The 23042-nt window shown below is 61.2% G+C and carries 22 protein-coding genes and 3 pseudogenes; 12 read left to right on the top strand and 13 right to left on the bottom strand.

All coding sequences use genetic code 11. The features are described from left to right. Positions 1 to 54: 54 nt before the first annotated feature. Together OXH74_RS25990 and OXH74_RS25985 are read right to left on the bottom strand one after the other, a co-directional pair. Positions 55 to 468 carry a cupin domain-containing protein gene (locus OXH74_RS25990; RefSeq protein WP_375739502.1) on the bottom strand — a complete coding sequence of 138 codons (414 nt, stop codon included), beginning with the start codon at positions 466 to 468 and terminating at the stop codon, positions 55 to 57. A 98-nt stretch (positions 469 to 566) separates the two neighbouring features. After that, positions 567 to 1328, bottom strand: coding sequence for an SDR family oxidoreductase (locus OXH74_RS25985; protein WP_375739501.1), 762 nt, complete (start codon positions 1326 to 1328; stop codon positions 567 to 569). A gap of 261 nt (positions 1329 to 1589) precedes the next feature. Here OXH74_RS25985 and OXH74_RS25980 point away from each other — a divergent pair, with 261 nt between their 5' ends. Next, positions 1590 to 3173 carry a winged helix-turn-helix domain-containing tetratricopeptide repeat protein gene (locus OXH74_RS25980; RefSeq protein ID WP_375739500.1) on the top strand — a complete coding sequence of 528 codons (1584 nt, stop codon included), beginning with the start codon at positions 1590 to 1592 and terminating at the stop codon, positions 3171 to 3173. 182 nt (positions 3174 to 3355) lie between these two features. Here OXH74_RS25980 and OXH74_RS25975 read toward each other — a convergent pair whose 3' ends face one another. The 5 genes from OXH74_RS25975 to OXH74_RS25955 form a co-directional block, all read right to left on the bottom strand. Further along, the gene (locus OXH74_RS25975) at positions 3356 to 3499 is read right to left on the bottom strand and encodes a hypothetical protein (RefSeq protein WP_375739499.1); all 144 of its coding nucleotides are present in this window, start codon (positions 3497 to 3499) and stop codon (positions 3356 to 3358) included. 124 nt (positions 3500 to 3623) lie between these two features. Next, the gene (locus OXH74_RS25970) at positions 3624 to 4046 is read right to left on the bottom strand and encodes an organic hydroperoxide resistance protein (protein WP_375739498.1); all 423 of its coding nucleotides are present in this window, start codon (positions 4044 to 4046) and stop codon (positions 3624 to 3626) included. A 53-nt stretch (positions 4047 to 4099) separates the two neighbouring features. Then, complete coding sequence (locus OXH74_RS25965) at positions 4100 to 4846, bottom strand: DUF2063 domain-containing protein (protein ID WP_375739497.1); 747 nt, start codon at positions 4844 to 4846, stop codon at positions 4100 to 4102. Then, positions 4839 to 5687 carry a DUF692 domain-containing protein gene (locus OXH74_RS25960; RefSeq protein ID WP_375739496.1) on the bottom strand — a complete coding sequence of 283 codons (849 nt, stop codon included), beginning with the start codon at positions 5685 to 5687 and terminating at the stop codon, positions 4839 to 4841. Before OXH74_RS25960 ends, OXH74_RS25965 begins: the two co-directional genes overlap by 8 nt. Before the next feature lie 69 nt (positions 5688 to 5756). Further along, a complete protein-coding gene (locus tag OXH74_RS25955) occupies positions 5757 to 6284 on the bottom strand; it encodes a hypothetical protein (RefSeq protein WP_375739495.1) in 528 nt (175 codons plus the stop codon). A gap of 560 nt (positions 6285 to 6844) precedes the next feature. On the opposite strand from OXH74_RS25955, the pseudogene OXH74_RS25950 reads away from it, so the two are divergent. The 7 genes and pseudogenes from OXH74_RS25950 to OXH74_RS25920 form a co-directional block, all read left to right on the top strand. Then, a pseudogene (locus OXH74_RS25950) lies at positions 6845 to 7235 on the top strand (acetamidase/formamidase family protein); the annotation flags it as partial. Positions 7236 to 7647: 412 nt separating this feature from the next. Further along, entirely contained in the window at positions 7648 to 8115 is a 468-nt protein-coding gene (locus tag OXH74_RS25945; protein ID WP_375739494.1) for a hypothetical protein, read from the top strand. A gap of 200 nt (positions 8116 to 8315) precedes the next feature. Beyond that, a pseudogene (locus OXH74_RS25940) lies at positions 8316 to 8360 on the top strand (hypothetical protein); the annotation flags it as partial. Positions 8361 to 8371: 11 nt separating this feature from the next. Continuing rightward, positions 8372 to 8509, top strand: a pseudogene (locus tag OXH74_RS25935) (YciI family protein); the annotation flags it as partial. Positions 8510 to 8652: 143 nt separating this feature from the next. Further along, positions 8653 to 9207, top strand: a complete 555-nt coding sequence (locus OXH74_RS25930) for a hypothetical protein (RefSeq protein WP_375739493.1) — start codon at positions 8653 to 8655, stop codon at positions 9205 to 9207. A 563-nt stretch (positions 9208 to 9770) separates the two neighbouring features. Continuing rightward, positions 9771 to 10532 (top strand): DNA polymerase III subunit epsilon, encoded by a 762-nt coding sequence (dnaQ, locus tag OXH74_RS25925; RefSeq protein ID WP_375739492.1) that lies wholly within the window; start codon positions 9771 to 9773, stop codon positions 10530 to 10532. 121 nt (positions 10533 to 10653) lie between these two features. Further along, the gene (locus tag OXH74_RS25920) at positions 10654 to 12909 is read left to right on the top strand and encodes an Orn/Lys/Arg decarboxylase N-terminal domain-containing protein (RefSeq protein WP_375739491.1); all 2256 of its coding nucleotides are present in this window, start codon (positions 10654 to 10656) and stop codon (positions 12907 to 12909) included. A gap of 139 nt (positions 12910 to 13048) precedes the next feature. Here OXH74_RS25920 and nhaB read toward each other — a convergent pair whose 3' ends face one another. Next, complete coding sequence (gene nhaB, locus OXH74_RS25915) at positions 13049 to 14551, bottom strand: sodium/proton antiporter NhaB (RefSeq protein WP_375739490.1); 1503 nt, start codon at positions 14549 to 14551, stop codon at positions 13049 to 13051. 221 nt (positions 14552 to 14772) lie between these two features. On the opposite strand from nhaB, the gene OXH74_RS25910 reads away from it, so the two are divergent. From OXH74_RS25910 to nudC, 3 genes are read left to right on the top strand one after another with little or no spacing between them, the layout of a single operon-like run. Then, positions 14773 to 15585 (top strand): crotonase/enoyl-CoA hydratase family protein, encoded by an 813-nt coding sequence (locus OXH74_RS25910; RefSeq protein WP_375739489.1) that lies wholly within the window; start codon positions 14773 to 14775, stop codon positions 15583 to 15585. Positions 15586 to 15622: 37 nt separating this feature from the next. Continuing rightward, complete coding sequence (locus OXH74_RS25905) at positions 15623 to 17305, top strand: ferrous iron transporter B (protein WP_375739488.1); 1683 nt, start codon at positions 15623 to 15625, stop codon at positions 17303 to 17305. Position 17306: 1 nt separating this feature from the next. Continuing rightward, entirely contained in the window at positions 17307 to 18140 is an 834-nt protein-coding gene (nudC, locus tag OXH74_RS25900; RefSeq protein WP_375739487.1) for an NAD(+) diphosphatase, read from the top strand. Here the strand turns inward: nudC and OXH74_RS25895 are convergent. Beyond that, positions 18114 to 18893: a TSUP family transporter gene (locus tag OXH74_RS25895; protein WP_375739486.1), complete on the bottom strand. Its 780-nt coding sequence runs from the start codon at positions 18891 to 18893 to the stop codon at positions 18114 to 18116. The genes nudC and OXH74_RS25895 overlap by 27 nt on opposite strands. A 100-nt stretch (positions 18894 to 18993) precedes the next feature. Here OXH74_RS25895 and OXH74_RS25890 point away from each other — a divergent pair, with 100 nt between their 5' ends. Then, positions 18994 to 19644, top strand: a complete 651-nt coding sequence (locus OXH74_RS25890; RefSeq protein WP_375739485.1) for a hypothetical protein — start codon at positions 18994 to 18996, stop codon at positions 19642 to 19644. A gap of 118 nt (positions 19645 to 19762) precedes the next feature. Here OXH74_RS25890 and OXH74_RS25885 read toward each other — a convergent pair whose 3' ends face one another. The 4 genes from OXH74_RS25885 to OXH74_RS25870 form a co-directional block, all read right to left on the bottom strand. Continuing rightward, positions 19763 to 20530 carry an SDR family oxidoreductase gene (locus tag OXH74_RS25885; RefSeq protein ID WP_375739484.1) on the bottom strand — a complete coding sequence of 256 codons (768 nt, stop codon included), beginning with the start codon at positions 20528 to 20530 and terminating at the stop codon, positions 19763 to 19765. A gap of 25 nt (positions 20531 to 20555) precedes the next feature. After that, a complete protein-coding gene (locus tag OXH74_RS25880; RefSeq protein ID WP_375739483.1) occupies positions 20556 to 21626 on the bottom strand; it encodes a phosphotransferase family protein in 1071 nt (356 codons plus the stop codon). Between the two features lie 295 nt (positions 21627 to 21921). Beyond that, positions 21922 to 22236, bottom strand: coding sequence for an SCP2 sterol-binding domain-containing protein (locus OXH74_RS25875; RefSeq protein WP_375739482.1), 315 nt, complete (start codon positions 22234 to 22236; stop codon positions 21922 to 21924). A gap of 60 nt (positions 22237 to 22296) precedes the next feature. Continuing rightward, entirely contained in the window at positions 22297 to 23007 is a 711-nt protein-coding gene (locus tag OXH74_RS25870; RefSeq protein ID WP_375739481.1) for a histidine phosphatase family protein, read from the bottom strand. Between the last annotated feature and the right edge of the window lie 35 nt (positions 23008 to 23042).

Here is a 23042-nt window from a genome sequence, read left to right as displayed (position 1 = left end):
GCCCCAGGCGGACCGAGCCTGGAGCTGTCGGGATCCCATCAGCCCGTTGATCGGTTACTTCTTGGCGGGCGTGACGAGCTCCTTCTCGTTGCTGTCGAGGACGAACACGGCCAGCAGGCGTGCCGGTTCCGTGTCACTGGCGTTCGCACTTACGCCGTGAAAGGAGCCAGGCTCTTCGACGAAGTTTTCCCCGGCCTTGTAGACCTTTTCCGGGGAGCCGTTGACGCTGCTGCGAATGGCGCCCTCAAGGACCGTTGCATAGATGAAGGCCGACTTCGGATGGGTGTGGGACGGTGACCCGGCGCCGGGCCCGTACTCCACGAGCACGCCCCTCATGCTCTTGCCGGGAATGTTCGGAATGGGGCGATCGAATACCACCGTCACCTTGCCCGGCGGCCGGTCGCCGGCAGACGCTGTGGTGATCGAGAGTGCTGCAAAGGCAGCGGCCAGGAAGACTTTTGTGAACATGACCATTCTCCTACGCGTGTATGTGCTGTGAAGGCGCGACCTATATGGGGTCTACGCCTTCCTGAGTTGCCCTTGGGGGCGACTTGCCTTTGTGAGCCTCAGCGCCCTGCCTGGGCCACTGACTGAGCGAGCCAGTCCTCGAAATGGATCCCACCGAGGCGTGGGTTCTTGCCGGGGGTCAGCGACTGATCGTCGAGCAGGGCGCCGAAGTAGCGGGCGTGTACGTCCGGCACGACCTTGCGGGTGTCCTGCGTGCCGCGCAGGAAGCGGCGGATCAGTTCGTCGATAGGCAAAGCCTCGGGGCCGGCGACTTCGACGGTGCCATTGGCCGGCGCTTCGAGGGTGACGTCGGCGAGGACTGCCGCTACGTCATCGGACGCGATCGGCTGGATCAGCGCCGGCGACACATGCAGCTCCGTGCCGACGGCAAAGGATTCGGCAATGCCGCCGACGAATTCGAAGAACTGCGTGGCACGCAGGATGGTGTAGGGGATGCCGGAGGCCTTGATGAGGTTTTCCTGCGCAACCTTGGCCCGGAAGTAGCCGCTGTCGGGCAGGCGCTCAGTGCCGACGATCGAAAGGGCGACGTGGTGGCGGACGCCGGCGGCGGCTTCGGCCGCCAGCAGGTTGCGGGTGGAGGTTTCAAAGAAGTCGAGAACGGCCTGGTCCTCCCACACCGGCGCATTGGCCACGTCGACGACGATGTCTGTGCCATCCATCGCCTGGGCCAGGCCCTCGCGGGTGATGCTGTTCACGCCCGTGCTGGGCGAGGCCGCGAGCACGTCATGGCCGCGCTCGCGGAGGTGCTTCACAAGCTTCGAACCGATGAGGCCGGTGCCTCCGATGACGACGATCTTCATGGTTTCTCTCCGCTTCTATCGACGGCAACCATTGCTGTCGGTGTAGATGGAGAGTGCGCTCGCGCTCCAGGGAAGTCCTTGTGCCGGCCTTGAATTACCCTTCGGAGAAGCTTGGATTTTCGTCCAATGAAACAGCTGTTCGACTGCCCCTTGTCGATGAAGGACCTGCCAGTCGCGCGCTGCCGTATTATCAAGATCAGCCACTAATCGCTAGCCGTCGGGGACACGGAACCGAAGGCGCTCGTCCAGGGGATACTGATTTTGCAATTCATGTTTGGCGACTATGTGCTCGATCAGGGGCGCCGGGAACTGACCTTGCGCGGGCAAGTCGTGACCGTCGGGCCGCAGGTCTTCGATCTGTTATTGCATCTTGTCAGGAACCGCAAGCGCGTCGTCAGCAGAGACGAGTTGCTCAAGGCGGTGTGGAGTGGCCGGATCGTCTCGGAATCGACGATCACCAGCCACATCAATGCGGTGCGCAAGGCTGTCGGCGACACCGGAGAAGAGCAGCGCCTTGTTCGGACGGTCGCCCGCAAGGGATATCGCTTCGTCGGCGAGATCGGCGAAGCGCCACAGTCCGACGGGCCAGGCGTCGACGAACTCGCGCTCGTCGACCCGAAGGAAACGCCTCCATCCGTGCTCGCCCTGCCGGACAAGCCTTCCATTACCGTCTTGCCCTTCCAGAACCTGAGCGGCGATCCGGAGCAGGACTATTTCGCCGACGGCGTGGTGGAGGACATCATCGCCGCCCTGTCGCGTATCCGCTGGTTGTTCGTCATCGCGCGCAATTCGAGCTTCACCTACAAGGGGAGGGCGGTGGATGTCAAGGATATCGGCCAGGAGCTCGGCGTGCGCTACGTGCTGGAAGGCAGCGTGCGCAAGTCCGGTAGCAAGGTGCGCATCACTGGGCAGCTGATCGAGGCGACGACCGGTACGCATATCTGGGCGGAGCGCTTCGAAGGCTTGCTTGACGACATCTTCGACCTGCAGGACCAGATCGCCGAAAGCGTCGTCGGCGCAATCGCGCCGCAGCTCGAACGAGTCGAAATCGAGCGCGCCAAGCGCAAACCCACGGAAAGCCTGGACGCGTACGACTATTACCTGCGCGGTACCGCGAAACTGAATAATGGCACCCGGGACGCCATCGAGGAGGCGCTGCTGTTGTTCTACAAGGCCATTGAACTCGATCCGGAGTTTGCCTCGGCCTATGGCATGGCTGCCTGGTGCCACTTCTGGCGCAAGTTGAATGGCTGGATGAGCGACCGAACGCTAGAGATCGCCGAGGGGACGAGGCTCGCGCGTCTGGCGGTGGCGCTTGGTCGCGACGACGCGGTGGCGCTGACCCGCGGCGGACATGCACTGGGCCATCTCGCTGGCGACCTCGATGGCGGTATCGCGCTGCTTGACAGGGCACGCCTGCTCAATCCCAACCTCGCACCGGCCTGGTACCTGGGCGGTATCCTGCGGGCTCTGCGCGGTGAAGCAGACGCCGCAATCGAAAACTTGACCCATGCCATGCGCTTGAGTCCGCTGGATCCGGAGATGTTCAGGATGCAGGTGGGGATGGCGATCGCGCACTTCTTCGCCGGGCGCTTCGATTCCGCTTTAGACTGGGCGGACAAGGCGCTGGGGAATCTGCCCAGTCTCCTGCCTGCTGTTGCGCTGCTGGCGGCCAGTCATGCGCACAGCGGTCGAATGGACAAGGCGAAGCTGGCGATGCAGCGGCTGCAGGAGCTGGATCCCTCTTTGCGTATATCGCGGCTGAAGGATTGGTTGCCGATTCAACGAGCGGAGGATCTTGCGCTGTTTGCCGATGGACTGCGGCTGGCCGGGTTGCCCAAGTAACACCACTTAGGAATACCTGGCAACCGCGCCCCGGGATGTGCAGGAGACGGGGGAGGGAAGAGCTACATTCCGGCCATTCTCGTAATTTTGAACTCCCGTATGGCCCAATTTCCGCAGGGCGAAGCGGGGCGCCTGCCGGATCTGTTTTCCCTGCCCCTAGGGATGAAAACGCTTTGCTACTTTTACTGTAGCCACTTGTCTACCTTCGCAGCTCTGGATTTTTCTTTCCAGGCCTTTAGGACTTTGTGATTGCCGCTTTTGGTCTCTACTAAATCGCCTCTGATTTCGTAGACACTCGGTGAGCGCTCCTGCCTGGCAGTGGACATTTCTTTGGCCTTGGTGGCAATCCGCTTACAGGACATCTACGTAACGTAATCGCTATGAGGAATACCCAAGTAAAAGCCCGCACACCTCGAAAAGGTGCGCGGGCTTTTTGTCAGCAATAGCGGATCAAGGAATGTCGAAGGTCACTTCGATATTGCCCCGGGTGGCCTTGGAATACGGACAGATCTGGTGTGCTGCTTCCACCAGGCGGACCTTGTCGTCGGCTGCCAGGCCAGGGAGCTCGACAGTCAGTTTCGCCGCCAGGGCGAAGCCGCCGTCAGCGGTGTTGCCCAGAGAGATGTCAGCGGACACTGCCACATCTTCCGGCAGGCGGATCGACTGGCTCTGGCCGGCGCGGCGCAGGGCGCCGATGAAACAGGCCGACCAGCCCACGCCCAGAAGCTGCTCCGGGTTGGTGCCCGGTCGCCCTGAGCCCGGCGGGCTCAAGCGCACGGCGAGTTCACCGTCGGAGGACTTACCCTGGCCGTCGCGGCCCCCGGTGGTCCGGGTCTGGGCGGTGTAGAGGGTCTTTTCCAGCATTGCAGTCATCATTGAACTCCACTAGGTATAAGAGCCGGTCAGCGCCGGCAATGGGTTTCGCTTCAGGCGCGGGTGCCAAGCACCACGCCTTGGGCGCGTAGGTTTTCCAGCAGGGCCAGGCCTTGCGGTAGGATCGATTCGGGTTCGACGCCAATGGCTTCGGCCAAGGCATTCAGGTGCTGCCGGCCGGAGCAGCTACGCTCCTGTAACGACGTCAACAGTGCATGGGCCAGGGGCGCCAGGCGGGAGAAATGCACTTTCTTGTCAGCGCCTCGGCGCGCCAGCACTAGGGTCGGCTGCTCGGGGGCTTCCTGCGGCAGGTAGTTGGGGCCGATTTCAGTCACCGGCCACTGGTATGCCAGCGGCCAGGCCAGGCTCGACAGTAAGGGCTCCCCTGCGAGCAGGTCGCCCTCGGGATCATGGGCGGGTTCACGCCTGTCGTTCAGCAGCAGTGCAGCTTCCACCCACTCGTAATGGGCCAGCTCCACCACCCAGGGCGACAGGTCCAGGCTGCCGCCCCCGCCTTCCGCTAGAAAGTCGACAAACTCCCCGGATATCTCGGTGAACAAGGGCGTCTGGCAGCGGTGCCGCGCGTAGAAGGTGTCGACCAGCGTCCGCCACTTTTCCGCGCCGAGGCTGGCGCGGATCACCGGGAAACCACCAGACAGCAGCGACTCCATGTTGCCGAAGAACAGTTGCCGGTACACCGCCAGGCGCCGCGTCTCGATACCGGGGGGCGGCATACTGTTCTGCGGGTCGCGCACGTAGCGCGCCATGCTCAGCAGCTGGTCATGCAGGACCTCATGCACGGCGCACCTCCGGCCAAGCAATGGCGGCATGTTGCCGTGCGCGGATCTGCTCCACCTCGCCCAGCAGTTCCGCCAGGGGCGGGAAATTGAAGTCGCGCTCCAGCAGGGTCGGCAGAGCACCGAATCGCTGATAGGCCTGTTCCAACAGGGACCAGACATCAGCCTTGACGGTCGCCCCGTGGGTATCGATCTTCAGGTCCGGCGCTTCGTCGTAATGACCGGCCACATGCATGTACACCACCCGTTCCACCGGCAACGCAGCGAGGTATGCAGCAGCGTCGTAACCGTGGTTGATCGAGTTGACGTAGAGATTGTTGACGTCCAGCAACAGATCGCAGTCGGCCTCCGCCATTACCGCGCGGAGGAAGTCGATCTCTTGCAGCGCCTGGTATGGCGCCGCGTAGTAGGAAATGTTTTCCACGGCGATGCGCCTCTCCAGGACGTCCTGAGCCTGGCGGATGCGCGAGGCGACATGGCGCGCCGCCTCGTCGGTAAAGGGCAGCGGCAACAGGTTGTAGAGTTGGCCGTCGTCCGAGCAGTAACTCAGATGCTCGCTGAAGAAGGCCACGTTGCGGTTGTCGAGGAATTCGCGGGTACGTCGCAGCAGTTCGAGGTCCAGCGGCGCCGGTCCGCCGAGAGATAGCGACAGACCATGGCAGGCCATCGGGAAGCGTTCGGCGAGCTGGGCCAGGCGATCACCTTGGAGGCCCCCGACGTTGATCCAGTTGTCCGGCGTGCACTCCAGAAAGTCCACGGCACTGACATCCATCGACAGCAGTTCGGGCAATAGCGCGCGACGCAGGCCAAGTCCTGCACCAGAGGGAAAAGCAGCAGTGGTCACGGTGTTCTCCTGAGGCGGTAATACCCTCCCTGGCCCGCGACACAGGGAGGGCGAGGCAAGCGGCAGGTTTTACTGCTTGGCCTGGCTCATCTTGGTGAACAGCTCGGTGGGGACCTTCTTGCCGTTGGAGGTGTACTGGTTGCTACGGAACTTGTAGACCTCGCCCTCGGACAGGAAGCCATCCTTATTGGTGTCCATGGCGATGAACTCCGCTTCGCCATTGGATGCCACAGTCAGCAGCTCCTTGCGGGAAACCAGGCCGTCATCGTCGGTGTCGGTGCGAGCAAAGGAGGCATCGCCGCATTTGCCTTCACCACACTTGCCTTCAGTAGCCTTGGTGCCGCCGGCTTCGGCGGCACCGCACTTACCTTCTCCGCACTTGCCTTCGGCGTTGTTGGCCTTGTCGCTGGCCTCGGCCGCACCGCACTTACCTTCACCACACTTGCCTTCGACGGCCTTGTCAGCGGCGGCCTGCAGGTAACCCTGGGGCAGCGCCTCGACGGCGAAGGCGGTGGAAGTGGCCAGGTTCATGCCACCAACGAGGGCGACGGCGATCAGGCCAATGCGGGTCTTGTTCGGAAACTGGATACGGGACATGGTTTTTCTCCGGAAATGGGTAGCGGCTAGGCCGCAGGGGGGCTTCTTGACCCTTGATCGAGGCGTCTGAACTGTCCTCGTTCGGGTGTGGCCATTTCGCCGCAGCCATGTATCCGCGACGTATCCAGAGCAGGAAACATTTGTAAGCGAGTCGACACGGAGCAGAACCAGATACAAAGGAATACGTGCCCCGCCAGCCAGGCTCCGCCTGATTGGGATTCACGCCCTCAGTTGTCCTCTGTGCCAGGCTGGGAGTGAAGTAGCGCTGATGGCTTCAACTCAGCATTGCCCCGAAATTGCTCCCATGCCCGAGGCGTCCCGCAAGGGCTATGAAGGGATCAGCCATCCACCCCTTCCTTGTCGATATACCCCTTCGCACTGGCTGTGCTAATACACCTGCTGTTTTCAGTCGGCAGGCTGGAAGCTGTCGCATGCAGCCCTGCTCAGAGGCCGTGAGAAATAGCTCGGTACGCGACGTTCAGCCTTGATCGAGGACTCATAGTCAGTCCGACTCCTGCTTGGTCACATGAAGCTCGAAAGCGCTGTCAGATGCTTGGGTCGTGCGCGACGCCGGGGTGTACATGGGTGACATGCGCGCCCAGCAGGGCAACGGCGAGATCGCTGGGCACGCCACGGATGTATCGGGGGAAACGGAGGTGACGGTTGAGGTCATCAAGCACCTGACGCTCGACGGTCCGATCCTGCTGCACAACCTCGATGATCTGCCGCCCATGGTGCGCCCGATGACCGGCGATCAGCGTGGCAAGGTGTGCGAGATTGGCGCGCTGGGGTCAGCACGAAGTCGAGCGCAACGGACCGATCACCTTCATCGGTAGTGGTGAGGATCTCAATGCCGCCACCAAGAATGGCCTGCAGCGCGCTGCCGCGATCACCGGACTGCCCTACGATGAGGTGCTGAACCGCGCCACCATCACCGGTTCAGAGTCAATCCCTACCGGACTTCTTTTTGCCTAGGGCCATGGCAAGGAATGAGCCTCTTCCGGTACGAGTGGCGGGGGTAGAGGAGGGGACCATGTCGTTTGCCTTCTCAACAGCAACTGATCTGCTTCTATAACGCCTCGCATCGTGGCTGCTGGCCGAGTTGTCAGGTGCTGGTTCTGCCGGGGAAATCACACTGCGGCTTGGTCGTTGCGGTGAGCGCTGAAGTATCTCGATGTATCCAGATCGGATGTTCGGGAACGGGCATACAAATGCGCCTGCTGGCCGATACGCCTCGGATACATGATTAGGGCGAAATGGCCACACCCGAGCGAAGGCAGCCATGGCGCTTCGCTCCAGGGTTCCAACACCCTTGTGGCATGACCTGCGCGTCACCGCCGCGCACAGCATCCGGAGAAACACCATGTCCCGTAACCAGTTCTCGACCAAGACTCGTATTGGCCTGATCGCTGTCGCCCTCGTTGGTGGCATGAACCTGGCCTCGAGCGCTTTCGCCGTGGAGGCACTGCCCCAAGGCTACCAGCTGGCAGCCTCTACTTTTGCGCTCACCGTCGCTGAGGGCGGCTCTGACCACACCAGCCTCTACCGCGCAGCCGAAAGTGATGCCGAGCGCTCCGAGTCCCTGAATGTTGCCGAAGGCGGTTCTGATCGCACCAATGCTTTCCGCATCGCTGAAGGTGGCTCCGACCGCACCAAAGCCTTCGATGTGGCTGAAAGCGGTTCCGACCGCACCAACGCCTTCCGCGTCGCCGAAGGTGGCTCCGACCGCACCAAAGTCTTCGATGTGGCGGAAAGCGGTTCTGACCGCACCGGTGCCTTCCGTGTGGCCGAAGGTGGCGCTGACCGCACCGGTGCCGAACGCATCGGCTGATCCCGGAGCAGGTAGAGGCAGGCAATCACGATGTATGCATTCCCTGGAAAGACAGAAGGCGCCCCCTGTGGCGCCTTCTGTCTTTCCAGGGCCTGGGAATTGCGCAAGCCCCGCTTTACTCCCGCACCCACCCATGCTCTAGCAGAGGCCGGTCCCAGGCTGGCGCATCGCTGGCGCGCTCCTTTAGGAATTCGATCAGCGTGAGCATCCGGCGAGACTGGACCAACGCGGGTTTTGACTCCTTCGCCGTACCGGAAGAAACCGGTACCCGCACCGGGTGGTGGTGCGCCTGGGCGGGCCGACCCTGGACAGCGGTAACGGTCGCATGAATGGTACGTTGCTAGTCGTGGAGGTCATGAGCCTGGCCAAGGTGCAGGCATTACAGGGCGATGAGGGTGGCGTCCTGAAGGTTTGAATCGCCCGTACTGCTCCATTACGCCAATGACGCGATTGCTGATTGGTCATTGCGCGTGCATCTCGATCCTCCGATTCGGCCGTACTCGCGCCCATGTGCAGGTGCTGAGAGCTGTACAGGGAATGGCTCATACCGTGGAAATGGTAGAGAAGAACGCACCAGGTTCAATGCGTATTTTCTATCACCCTTTCTGGGAAGTGCTTGATTTCGACAATGAAAAAGTCATGGAGGGAGAGGGGTTCCTGAATCGGCTGTCTGCGGTGCTTCAGGTCGTTCTTTTTAGGGCAGAGCAGGTCGGTATCTTCAAGTATATGGAGCGGACGCCTGTTAATCGAACTCTCCTCAAAAAGCTGGAGTTCATAGCCGATCTAGATGCATTGGCCTGCCTGACCTGGCTACTACGAGAAGCGACGGAAAATAAATGCAGTAGCACTGGCGATATTGGGAGAAGCTTGCACAAAGTGCTGACGATGATGGTTTTTGAGCTTCATGCTCTGAAGATAGGTTTTCCTCTACTGCAACACTTTATCGACCGAGTCCTACCGTTGGCCTTGCCCCGTCATCATCGAATGGCAAGCACACCGCTCGACTACATGCTTGCCTCGAGCGTGCTGAATGAACTTTCTTTCAATATCAAGGATTCACCAAAAACGCTCGATTGGAAAAGCCGAGATTAGAACATGGTGGGCTTGTTCAACGGGAGATTTGATGTTGATGTGTTGTTTGCCATGTGGCTCCAAACTGCGAGAGACGAGAATTATCCTTGGATACCTGCCAAGGTGATAAAGGAAATAGAGAGCTCCGCGGGATTTCGGGATTATGGTTGGGCAGAGTTCCTTGGCGAATTCCTGGATAGGCCTAGTTGCTGTATGGGCTTGCGAATATCCTACATAAGATCGAGGCCTGACTTTTCAGCGTTTCAGCTAGTTACCCTTAAGGCGAGCAACTGCCTCTGGCATCCGTATGTCAGAGCTGCCTCATTCGGCATCATCAAGTTGGCTAAGCTTCGCTAGCTGATTTTCTGACTACAAGCAGATTTGAGCGCTACATCATCACCAGTCACTAAAGCGCATTTTGTACGAGTCGCCAATTGCCCACATCTTACAGTCGCCTTGGGCACGTTTACTTTTTGACGAACTTGAAGAGAAGGCTTGGCGCTGTTTACACCTGATCATCGGTCATTGCGATGGTTTTCGGCCGGCATGTTAAGATCTGGCGCGCATTTACAGGGGAGAAAGCGATGACGGTTTACAAAAACACTACTAACAGGATAGTAGTACTGGATACCGAAACCACCGGCATGCCGGTCACCGATGGCCACCGGGTCATCGAGATCGGCTGTGTCGAACTGGAGGGACGCCGTCTGACCGGCCGTCATTTCCATGTCTACCTGCAGCCTGACCGTGAGGTGGATGAAGGCGCGATCGCAGTGCACGGCATCACCAATGAGTTCCTCGTCGGCAAGCCGCGCTTCAAGGATGTAGCCGATGAGTTCTTCGAGTTCATCAAGGGCGCCGAGCTGATCATCCATAACGCGGCGTTCGACGTCGGCTTCATCAACAACGAGTTCGCCCTGTTGGGTCAAAGTGACCGCAGCGACGTCAACGAGTACTGCTCGGTACTCGACACCTTGCTGATGGCCCGGGAACGTCATCCGGGCCAGCGCAATAGCCTCGATGCCCTGTGCAAGCGATATGACGTAGACAACTCCGGCCGCGACCTGCACGGCGCATTGCTGGACGCCGAGATCCTTGCCGACGTCTACCTGGCGATGACCGGTGGCCAGACCAACCTGTCGCTGGCGGGCGAGGGGAGCGATAACGACGGTACCGGCCGCCAGCAGGCCAGCCCGATTCGCAGGCTCGCTGCTGAACGTGTCCGGACCCGCGTCATCCGTGCTGACGAGGATGAACTGGCGGCTCACGCCGCTCGCCTTTCCGTTATCGAGAAGTCTGCCGGCGCGCCAGCGCTGTGGGTGCAGATGGAGTCCGGCGAGTCCTGAGTCGTCGCTTCCGAATTGCGACCTTTACGTACAGCCTGACGCAGCGGGGGTTCCGCCCCCGCTTGGTAGCTTCTACCCTGAGGGCATCGGCGGGCAGTCTCGCCATCCTCAGGGCATCAGAATGTACAAAGAACTCAAGTTCCCTGTCCTAATCGTCCACCGCGACATCAAGGCCGACACAGTCGCGGGCGAGCGCGTGCGCAGCATTGCCCGTGAGCTCGAGCAGGACGGCTTCACCATACTTTCCACTGCCAGCTCCGCCGAAGGGCGCATCGTCGCCTCCACGCACCACGGACTGGCCTGCATCCTGGTGGCGGCCGAGGGGGCCGGGGAGAATCAGCGGCTGCTGCAGGATATGGTGGAGCTCATCCGCGTCGCGCGAGTGCGCGCGCCACAGCTACCGATCTTCGCCCTCGGTGAGCAGGTGACCATCGAGAACGCTCCGGCCGAGGCCATGGCTGATCTCAACCAATTGCGCGGGCTGCTCTACCTCTACGAAGACACCGTGCCCTTCCTTGCCCGTCAGGTGGCCCGTGCCGCCCGAGGCTATCTGGAGGGGCTGTTACCGCCGTTTTTTCGGGCATTGGTGGAACACACTGCACAGTCCAACTACTCGTGGCATACGCCTGGTCATGGCGGCGGCGTGGCTTACCGCAAAAGCCCCGTGGGACAGGCGTTTCATCAGTTCTTCGGGGAGAACACCCTGCGCTCGGACCTTTCGGTCTCGGTGCCTGAGCTGGGCTCGCTGCTCGACCATACCGGTCCACTGGCAGAGGCGGAGGCGCGGGCCGCGCGCAACTTCGGCGCAGACCACACGTTCTTCGTGATCAATGGAACCTCGACGGCAAACAAGATCGTTTGGCACTCCATGGTGGGGCGGGACGACCTGGTGCTGGTGGATCGCAACTGCCACAAGTCCATCCTCCACTCCATTATTATGACCGGGGCCATCCCGCTCTATCTGACGCCCGAACGCAACGAGCTGGGCATCATCGGCCCCATTGCGCTGAGCGAATTCAGCCGCGAGTCGATCCAGGCCAAGATCGACGCCAGTCCGCTGGCCAGGGGGCGCGAGCCGAAGATCAAGCTGGCCGTGGTGACCAACTCCACCTATGACGGCCTGTGCTACAACGCCGAGCTGATCAAGCAGGCACTGGCCGACCGGGTCGAAGTGCTGCACTTCGACGAGGCCTGGTATGCGTACGCTGCATTCCATGAGTTCTATGCCGGTCGTTATGGCATGTGCACTAGCCGTGGCCCAGGCGCTCCGCTGGTATTCACTACCCATTCCACGCACAAGTTACTGGCGGCGTTCAGCCAGGCGTCGATGATCCACGTACAGGATGGAGGCGATCGCCAGCTCGACCGCCACCGCTTCAATGAAGCGTTCATGATGCACATCTCCACGTCTCCCCAGTACGGCATCATCGCGTCTCTGGATGTGGCCTCGGCGATGATGGAGGGGCCAGCCGGCCGCTCGCTGATCCAGGAAACATTCGACGAAGCGCTGCGTTTTCGCCGCGCTTTGGCCAACGTGCGGCAGAACCTGGCGCCGGGTGAGTGGTGGTTCGACATCTGGCAACCGCCACTGGTCGATGGCGCTGAAGCGGTCGCCACCGAAGATTGGCTGCTGCAGCCGCAGGCGGATTGGCATGGCTTCGGCGAGGTGGCGGAAGACTATGTCCTGCTGGACCCGATCAAGGTGACGCTGGTCACGCCAGGGCTGACCGCGGGCGGTAAGCTCGACGAGCAGGGCATCCCGGCCGCAGTGGTCAGCAAGTTCCTCTGGGAGCGCGGGCTGGTGGTGGAGAAAACCGGGCTCTACTCCTTCCTGGTGCTGTTCTCCATGGGGGTTACCAAGGGCAAGTGGAGTACGTTGCTCACCGAGTTGCTGGAGTTCAAGCGCGGCTACGACGCCAACCAGCCCCTGAACCAGGCGCTGCCCTCGATCGCCGCGGCCCACGGGGCTCGCTACGCCAACATGGGGCTGCGTGACCTGTGTGACGCCTTGCACGCCTGTTACCGCGACAATGCCACGCCCAAGGCGCTTAAGTGCATGTACACCACGCTGCCGGAGCTGGCGATGAAGCCTGCCGATGCCTATGACAAACTCGTGCGTGGCGAAGTCGAGGCCGTGCCGCTGGATCGCCTGCAAGGGCGTATTGCTGCTGTCATGCTAGTGCCCTATCCACCAGGCATCCCCCTGATCATGCCTGGGGAACGATTCACCGATCAGACTCGCTCGATCATCGACTACCTGGAGTTCGCCCGGACCTTCGATCTGAGCTTCCCGGGTTTTGATGCTGATGTGCACGGCCTGCACTATCAGGACAGCCAGGATGGACGCTCCTATAGCGTGGATTGCATAAAGGAGTAGGCCGCCCGAGGGTGTCGATGGCGACGAGGCGCGATGGCTTGCTCCCTGAATCGCTTGCCAGAACCAATAGGAGCGAGGCGCCGGCGAACGGGCCTAGCTCCGGGCTGCTGATGGGCGGCATTCCCCTCTACACCAGGCGTCAGAGCCAATGGCTGACCGCCCACCAACCGAGTGTACCCATCACCAGCGTATAGGGCAGGGCCATCCAAACCATACGGCCGTAGGAAAGGCGCACCAGCGGGGCCACTGATGACGTCAGCAGGAACAGGAAGGCCGCCTGGCCGTTCGGTGTTGCAACGCTGGGCAGGTTGGTACCGGTGTTGATGGCGATTGCCAGGGTGTCGAAATGTTCCCGAGTCATGTTGCCCGCTTCAAGCGCCTGCTTCACCTCGGTGATGTAGATGGTGGCGACGAAGACGTTGTCGCTGATGGCCGAAAGCAAACCGTTGGCGATGAACAGCATGCCGGGTTGTTGGTCGGTCGGTAGTGCCAGCACGGCCTGGATAATGGGCGTGAACAGGTGCTGTTGCTGGATCACTGCGACCACGGCGAAGAACGCCACCAGCAGCGCCGTGAAGGGCAGGGCGTCCTGAAACGCACGGCCGATCTGGTGCTCATCGGAGATGCCGTTGAGACTGGTGATCAGCACGATCACCAGTAGGCCAATCAGCCCTACCTCGGCGACGTGCAGGGCCAGGGCGAAGATCAGGATCAGCGCGGCGGCGGCCTGGACCAGCAGCGCTGTACGCTGCGCCGGGGTGCGCCGGGCATTCTCTTCGTGGGCGTAGTCGGCCAACACCTGGCGCACGCTGGCGGGCAACTCGGTGCCGTAACCGAACCAGCGCAGTTTCTCCAGCAGCACGCAGGTCAGCAGGCCGGCGACCAGCACCGGCATGGAGACTGGGGCCACGCGCAGGAAGAACTCCTTGAAGTGCCAGCCTGCTTCATGACCGATCAACAGGTTCTGTGGTTCACCCACCAGGGTGCAAACCCCGCCTAACGCGGTGCCCACCGCAGCGTGCATCAACAGGCTGCGGAGGAAGGCCCGGAAGTTGTCCAAGTCTTCACGATGCAGGTGGGTGACTTCGTGGTCCGAGTCATGGCTGTGGTCATCGCGCATACCCTTGCCTGAGGCAACTCGGTGGTAAACAGCATAGAAGCCCAATGCGACGCTGATGATCACTGCGGTGACGGTCAGGGCATCGAGGAACGCAGAAAGGAATGCCGCCAGCATGCAGAACAGCAGCGATAGCAGCGCTTTGCTATGCACGCCCAGCAGCAGGCGCGAGAACAGTAGCAGCAGCAGGTCCTTCATGAAGTAGATGCCCGCCACCATGAACATCAGCAGGAGCAGCACGGGGAAGTTGTGCTTGAGCTCCTCATAGACGGCATCAGGCGTCGCCAGGCCCAGCAGCAGGGCCTCGATTACCAGCAGCCCGCCCGGCAACAGGGGATAGCACTTGAGTGCCATGCCCAGGGTGAAGATGAATTCGGCTACCAGCAGCCAGGAGCAGAACACCGGCCCCATCAGCCACAGCGCCAACGGGTTGAACATCAGGAACGCGATGATCGTCAGTTTGTACCAGCGAGGTGAGTGGCCCAGGAAGTTGTGGCCGAAAGCCGCGGTGAGCGAGGTGGGCATCGGTGGGTCCTTGATTGTTATGGTCGTTGTAGCGGGCCGGAAAGGTGCCAGTTAGGGTCCCCGTAGATCAAGTGTTTGAGCCGGGAAATCGAAGTGGATTGGTCAGTGAGAGGCGTGGCCTGCGTCACAGTGGTCGGCATCGACTTTTACCAAGCGCTTGTTATAGTTGCCGAGCTCCATGCTTTCCCCTTTTTTTCTATCGCGCCCCGCCGAGGATACCCATGTCCGACTACAAAGCCTTCCGCGTAGAGTTGGCAGACAAGATCGCCCATGTGGAGATCAACCGTCCGGAAAAGATCAATGCGATGAACGCCGATTTCTGGTCGGAGATCGTCGATATCTTCTGCTGGATCGAAGAAAACGATGAGGTTCGCGTGGTGGTATTGTCTGGAGCCGGCAAGCACTTTTCGTCCGGTATCGACCTCATGCTCCTGGCCTCTGTCGGTAGCCAACTGGGCCCGGACGCCGGCCGTAATGCGCGGACCCTGCGGCGCAAGATCCTCGAGCTGCAAGCCTCTTTCAACGCTGTCGACAATTGCAGCAAGCCAGTCATCGCCGCTGTCCAGGGGTATTGCCTGGGTGGGGCAATCGACCTGATTTCCGCGTGCGACATGCGCTACGCCACGGTCGATGCGCAGTTCTCGATCAAGGAGATCGACATTGGCATGGCGGCAGACGTGGGTACGCTGCAGCGCCTGCCGCGTATCATTGGCGACGGCATGATGCGCGAATTGGCCTACACAGGGCGGACCATCGATGGCGAGGAAGCCCAGCGACTAGGCCTGGTCAATCGCACGTTCGCCGACGTTGCCGCACTGCGTGATGGCGTTTTGGACGTTGCCCGGCAAATCGCCGCCAAGTCACCGATCGCCGTGCGAGGGACCAAGGAGATGATCCGCTACATGCGCGATCACCGGGTCGACGATGGGCTCGAGTATGTCGCTACCTGGAACGCCGCGATGCTGCAGTCTGCTGATCTGCGCGTCGCCATGGCGGCCCACATGAGCAAGCAGATGCCCGAGTTTGCTGACTGATGCGTTGCCGCAAACCCGCGCGGGAGGCGCACTAGGCATGGTTACTGGAGTTACATCACTGGGCCTGGTACGCGACGAGCTGTTCGCCACCATGGAGCAGGCCGAGCAGAGCCTCGAGCATTTCATAGCCGAACGCCAGAATGGCAGCCTGCTGCAACAGGCCGTGGAGGCCTTGCATCAAGTGCGTGGCACGCTTGACCTGATTGAGCTGACCGGTGCCAAGTTGCTGGCCCAGGAGCTTTTGGACCAGGCTACGGATATTCCGACAGGCGCGGGGGAAGAGCGCGACGATCAGCTGTCCGCCCTCAGTAGTGCCCTGTACGTATTGCGGCGATACCTGGAAAACCTTGACCTGCATCGCCAGGAGATGCCGGAGCTCCTCTTGCCGGCTATCAACGAGCTGCGTAAGACGGGCAGCCAGGCACCGCTGCCTGAAAGCTATTTCTTCAGTGTCAGGCTCGACCTGCCACGTGGGGCTGAAGGCGCGGTGTCGCTCAAGGAAGGCATTGATCGGGATGGCTTGGCGCGTCGGTTACGCCATGTCTTCCAGCAGGGTCTACTGGGCTTTCTTCGCAATGAGACCAGCGTTTCCGCTCTGCGACTGATGGAGCGGGCGCTGGGCGGCCTCGAGCGAATTTTCGCCAACGATTCCCGCGGACGACTTTGCTGGATTGGAGCTGCGGCGATCGAGTCGCTGATCGAAGGGCAGCTGTTGCCGCTCAAACCCCGCAAGCAGCTGTTCTCGCGGCTTGACCGAGAGCTCAAGGTGATGCTCGGCAATGCTCAGTACGAAGCGCCGCGTAACTTGCAAAAGGAGCTGCTCTATCTGGTGGCGCTGGCTGATAGCAACGGTCGGCGAGCCAGGGAAGTGCGCCAGGTCTTCGGCATGCCTGCATTGCCCTTCACCGATCAACTACTCGACCAGGAGTATCAGCACCTCTCCGGGCCGGGCCAGTCGGTGATGCGTTCGCTGTCTACTGCGATTTCAGAGGAGCTTGCCGGCGTCAAGGACCTGATTGACCTGATCGAGCGGGGGACGGCCGCTGCGGAGTCCTACGGCGGCCTTCAGGGGCAGCTGAGCAAGCTTGCCAAGACACTGCTCATGGTTGGCCTCAATTCGCCAGGCAATGCCTTGCTGGCACAAGTACCGATGGTCGCGCTCTGGAGTGCTGACGAACCTATCGACCCCGCGGCCCTGCTGAAGCTGGCCGATGCCGTGCTTTACGTCGAGAGCACGGTGGCCAATCTGGAACAGGGTGATCGACGGCCATCTCGCCAGCAGCTCGCGGAGCCTGGCCGTGAAGTGGACAGCTTCGCCAGTCATCAATTGGCGGAGGCTAGAATTGTCGTATTGGATGAGGCGCAAGCGGGCTTGGCTCTGGCAAAGCGCGCCATCACCTCCTATCTGGAGTCCAATGGCGAGCGACTGCACCTGGCCAACGTGCCGCTGAGCCTGCAAGCGGTGCGCGGTGGCTTGTGGTTCCTTGGGCAGGAGCGTGCGGCGGCACTGGTTGGCGCCTGCGCCGACTATATTCAGGGCCAGATGCTGGAGACTTCGCAAATGCCATCGGAACCCATGCTAGAGGCGCTGGCCGATGCCTTGACCAGCCTCGAGTACTACATGGAAGGCGGTGCCTCAATGCATCGTGGGTTCCAGTCTGATGTTCTCGACCTCGCAGCCAACAGTGTGCAGACCCTTGGTCTAAAGGTGGCGGCCTGAAATGACGAGTGAACGTTGGCAACCAGGGCTGCTCGATGTGGCCCAGTCGGGTGGATGGGCCGTGGCCCACACACGCCAGAACTTCCTTGCTGATAGCAACGGTGTGCTCTTTCCTCGGGAGTGGCTGAAGCGCCAGGAGCTTCCTGTGCTCAGCGAGCAGGGAATCGGGCACTTCGACGGCGACCCCATCTACCTGCTGGAACTGGCCTACCCTGCCGAGGTGTCGGGCTGTCATTGGCAAGGGCTCCGACAGTTCATGCTCCAGGGCGATGCCGACCTGTTCAGGCTGCTGGGATACGCTAGCCAGATCGGTACCTGGGCGCTGCAGAATCGCTTCTGCGGTAGTTGCGGGGTGCGGATGGAGCCTGTCGCTCGTGAGCGCGCGATGCATTGTCCGGAATGTGGCGTCCACCATTATCCGAGGCTCTCGCCGAGCATGATCGTGCTGGTCAGCCGGGGGGACGAACTGTTGCTTGCTCGTTCACCACGCTTCGTTACCGGGGTCTACAGCACCCTGGCCGGCTTCGTGGAGCCAGGGGAGTCGGTCGAGGCGTGTGTCGCGAGGGAAGTGCGGGAGGAAGTTGGCGTCGAAATTCGCAACATCCAGTACATTGCCAGTCAGAATTGGCCGTTTCCGCATTCATTGATGTTGGGCTTCCATGCCGAATACCGCAGCGGTGAGATCGTCCCGCAGCCGGGCGAAATCGAAGATGCTCAATGGTTTTCCGTCCATGCCTTGCCGCCTTTGCCGGCGCCGCGCTCGATCGCCCGCTACCTCATCGATCTCTACGTGGCAAGGTGCAAGGGGCTAGCCGATCCAGTGCTGCCACACTAAGCGTGCGGTCAGCGCCAGTACGACCAGGATGAACACCGGGCGGATGAACTTGGCGCCGCCCTGGATTGCCGTGCGCGCGCCCAGAAATGCCCCCGCCATCAGCGCCAAGCCCATGCTGATCCCCAGCGCCCAGGCAACCTGGCCTGCGGCAATGAACACCGCGAGTGCCATCGCGTTGCTGACGAAGTTCATGGTGCGTGCCACACCGCTGGCGCGCACCAGGTCGAGCGGATAGAGCAACAGGCTGCTGACGGTCCAGAAGGCTCCAGTACCGGGGCCAGCAACTCCATCATAGAAGCCGAGCCCCAAGCCCTGCGGCCATTGTCGGCCACGAGCGATCGGTGCGTGCTCGCTGTGCGCGACGTCTGGCGTCTTGCCGAAAAGCAGGTAGAGGCCGCAGCCGAACACCACCACCGGTAGCATCTGGTTGAGCCAGGCGGCTGGCAGCCAGTGCGCGATGATCGCGCCCAATGCCGCCCCCACGGCCGTGGCCAGCAGTGCGTTACGCCATTTGGCTGGGGTGAAGAGCTTGCGTCGGTAGAAGGTGTAGCTCGCAGTCGCTGAACCGAAAGTGGCACACAGCTTGTTGGTGCCCAGCACCAGGTGTGGCGGAAGGCCGGCAGTCAGCAGGGCAGGGATGGTGAGCAGGCCGCCGCCACCGGCGATGGCGTCGATGAAGCCCGCAAGAAAGGCAACGGCTGCAAGAATTGCGAGGGTAGCGGGATCGACCGCCATCTCGAAAGGAAAAGGCATAGAGAACGAGATCCATGTCAACGAGCGCCGCGTAGCGTGTGGCTGCGGTCGGGGGAGTTGCGCATAATGCCGGCAAATTTTCGCAGAAGGAATGGGCTCGATGCAGTACGACGGCCTGGCGTGGGCAATGGCTCTGCTCGCATTGCTGGTGGCAGTGGCGGCTGGGCGGATCCTGTTCGATCGCAGCTGGTTCCTGGGGTGGTTGCGCGGTACCTGCGGCTTGGCATTCCTGGCTCTGGCGGTGCTCGTTGCACTGGTTGCGCGGGATCTATCGAGTTATGACGCGTTGCCACAGGATCGCCCTTTGGCGACCCTGAGCTTCAAGGCCTTGGAGGCGCAGCGGTTCCAGGTCACCCTGCTGGAGGGGGGGCGTGAGCAGGAGGTGCTGCTCGATGGCGATCTCTGGCAGCTCGATGCACGGCTATTCAAATGGAAGGGCTTGGGTGATTTGCTCGGGCTACAGCCTGGCTACCGCCTGGAGCGGCTGTCGGGGCGGTACCTGGCGATCGAGCAACAGGCCCTGGCGCAGCATTCCCGAGCCCCGCTGGCCGAGAGTCCCTATGGAGTGGATGTGTGGCGCTGGCTGCGTCTCACACAGCAAGATTTTTTCCTGTTCCTGCCTGAGGCCCAGCGGGTGACGTATCTACCGATGGCTGATGGAGCGGTCTTCTCGGTGAGCCTGTCGCCCACCGGCCTGCTGGCCGAGCCATTGAATCAGTCGGCCGTCGAGGCGCTGAAGGATTGGCGATGAGCCAGAGGAGCCCAGGATGGAGCGGGCGGCGCTCCGCTGATCGCAGCGATATCCATCAGAAAATCAGTCCCATGAAAAAGGGAGCCTGAAGGCTCCCATTTTCCTGTCCGAGGATCACTCAGGAGAGGAACCCGCCATCAACGTTTAGCGACACTCCGGTGGTGTAGCTGGACGCATCGCTGGCCAGGTAGAGTACCGCGCCGGCCATTTCGCTCGGGTCGGCGACGCGCTTCAGCGGAATGCGCTGCAGGGCGACGTTGCGGATGGCGTCGTTCTTCACCAGGGCAGAGGCGAACTTGGTGTCGGTCAGGCCCGGCAGCAGAGCGTTGCAACGGATGCCGAACTGCGCACATTCCTTGGCGAACACCTTGGTCATGTTGATCACCGCCGCCTTGGTCACGGAGTAGATGCCCTGGAATTCGCCCGGGGACACGCCATTGATCGAGGCTACGTTGATGATGCTGCCGCCGCCGTGCTCACGCATCAGCTTGCCGGCCTCGACCGACATGAAGAAGTAACCACGGATGTTGACGTCAACGGTCTTCTGGAAGGCCGACAGGTCAGTATCCAGCACGTTGCAGAACTGAGGGTTGGTGGCGGCGTTGTTGACCAGGATGTCGAGGCGACCGAACTGCTCGCGGATCTGCGCGAACACGCTCTGGATCTGCTCCATTTCGCCAATGTGGCAGGCGATCGCGGTGGCCTTGCCGCCAGTTGCGTTGATCGCATCGGCTACTTCCTGGCAGCCTTCGATCTTGCGGCTGGAAACGATCACATGGGCCCCTTGCTGGGCCAGCAGTTTAGCAATGGCCTCACCGATACCGCGGCTGGCACCGGAGACGAAGGCGATTTTGCCGTCGAGGTCGAACAGAGTGGTCTTGGACATGGGGTTCCCCTTGTTGTAAGCCGGTTTACAGCCGTGATTGGTTGATGACCTGCAGGCTCATCTGCTCCAGCAACTTGTTCATGTGAATGAACTGCGCGAAGCGTTTGTCCTGGGTCTGGCCATGGAAGTAGCGGTAGTAGATCTGCTGCACAATGCCCGCCAGCCGGAACAGGCCGTAGGTGTAGTAGAAATCGAGATTGTCGATACGCGGCAGACCAGCGCGTTCGGCGTAGTAGTCAGCGAATTCCTGGCGCGTCAGCATGCCCGGCAGGTGGCTCGGCTGGCGGCGCATCAACTGCACCGGGGCCGGGTCTTTGGCTTCGATCCAGTAGGCCAGGGTGTTGCCCAGGTCCATCAGCGGGTCGCCGATCGTGGTCAGCTCCCAGTCCAGCACGCCGATGATCTTCATCGGGTTGGCGGGGTCGAGGATCACGTTGTCGAAGCGATAGTCGTTATGGACGATGGCCGGCTTGTGGTGGTCGGCGGGCTTCTTGTCCTGGAGCCAGGCCTTGATCGGTTCCCAGGTGGGGGCATCGGGCGTCAGGGCCTTCTCGTAGCGATCGCTCCAACCGGCGATCTGACGCTGCACATAGCCTTCCGGCTTGCCCAGGTCACCAAGGCCACAGGCCTTGTAGTCGACATTGTGCAGCTCGACCAACTTGTCGATGAAGTTCAGGCAGAGTGCGCGGGCCTGGGCCTCGTCGAGCTTCATGTCGGCCGGCAAGTCAGCGCGCAGGATCATGCCCTTGACCCGCTCCATCACGTAGAACTCGGCGCCGATCACCGACTCGTCGGTGCAGTGCACATACGCTTTGGGGCAATACGGGAAGCCTGCATTGAGCTGGTTGAGGATGCGGAATTCGCGGCCCATGTCATGGGCGGATTTCGCCTTGTGACCGAACGGTGGGCGGCGCAAGACGAACTCCTGGTTCGGATACTCCAGCAGGTAGGTCAGGTTGGAGGCGCCGCCGGGAAACTGGCTGATGCGCGGGCTACCTTCCAGGCCGGGAATGTGCGCCTTGAGGTAAGAGTCGATGATGGCGGCGTCGAGCTCTTCGCCTTCACGGATGCGGGTGGACTGGTCAGTAAGCGTCATGCTTATCCCTTCTGTTTATGATGGGGGCCCGAGACTATTCGCTAATCTAATTCCAGGCTTGGGACGTAACAAGCTGAACGGGCCGTTATAGACAAAGGTGTTGCAGCACAATCAGGCTGCCTGATTCGCCAGGAGCACCGGCGTCGGGCGAAAAAAAACCGGAGCCCAGGAGGTTCCGGTTTTTCGGTGCATGGCTTCGTTGTCGAAGCTTAGAGCGTGTTCTGGATCGCGCGAGCTAGAGCGTGGCTGTACTTGGCGGCCCATCGCCGAAACGCAACAGATCCAGGGCAAGCCCTTAGACCGGGAATAGTTCGCCGAGCTTCATCGCCAGCATCATGTCGCCTTCGGCGCGCAGCTTGCCGGCCATGAAGGCCTGCATGCCGTCGGTCTCGCCGCTCATGATGCCTACCAGGGTGGCGGTGTCCATGATCAGGGTGACGTTCGGGTTGGCGGCGTCGCCTTGTTGCACGTCGCAGGTGCCGTCCTTGACCACGAGGTAGTGGTTGTCGCCATCTTCGATGTTGAACTGGAACACCAGGTCCAGGCCAGCGGCGGCACCGGCGTTGAACTTGGACTGCATGGTTTTGACGATGTCAGCAACGTTGGTCATGGTCATTTCCTTTTTTTCTAGGGTTTTTCTAGCGGCCGATCCGGCCGCAGTGGGCCGGGCTCAGCGGTAGGTGATGAGCTCCGGCGCCTTCAACAGTTCCAGATGCACATGACTGTTGAAGGAAGCCAGCGACACCTCCTTGCCGCGGAATTTCAGGCGGCTCAGCGAGGTGTTCACGATCTGCCAGTTGAGTTCGAAAGCACTTTCCGGCGGTATGCCAGTAATCAGGCGGAGTAGGGCGGTGATCGTGCCGCCGGAGGTAAACACGGCAATATTCTGCTTGCTCTGGGCCTGAGTCAGGATACGCTCGAGGCCATCCTGCACTTGGCTGACGAAGTCCTGCCAGCTCTGCAGGCCAGGCTTATCATGCTCACCGGAAACCCAGCGCAGGATCAGCTTGGAGAACAGGCGCTGAAACTCTGCGCGGTGCTGCGCGGCGTTGTGCAGGATGTTCAGGGCTTCGGGCTCGTCCGGGAGCAGTTCGGGCAACAGGGCTCGAATCACCGCGTCAGCGTCGAACTCATTGAAGGCCGGGTCGATTTCGACGCTTGGGACGTTCAGGCCGGCTGCACGAAACTGCGCCAGGGCTGCATCGGCGGTGTGCCGTTGACGAAAGAGTCCGCCGCTGTAGCAACGATCCAGGCGCAGACCCAACTGGGCTAGGTGTGCACCGAGTATCTCAGCCTGGCGGATGCCGAGTGCCGACAGCACATCGTAGTTGTCGGCGCCGAACGAGGCCTGGCCGTGTCGAATCAGGTAGATGCTGCCCACGTTCTGGCGTCCCGCAAGGTTGAAAGTTTCGCGAG

Origin of the sequence: Metapseudomonas boanensis (assembly GCF_042232855.1) — a bacterium.
Taxonomy (GTDB): domain Bacteria; phylum Pseudomonadota; class Gammaproteobacteria; order Pseudomonadales; family Pseudomonadaceae; genus Metapseudomonas; species Metapseudomonas boanensis.
The sequence above is the reverse complement of the archived record's forward strand: the minus strand, read 5'-3'. Positions and strand labels throughout refer to the sequence as shown.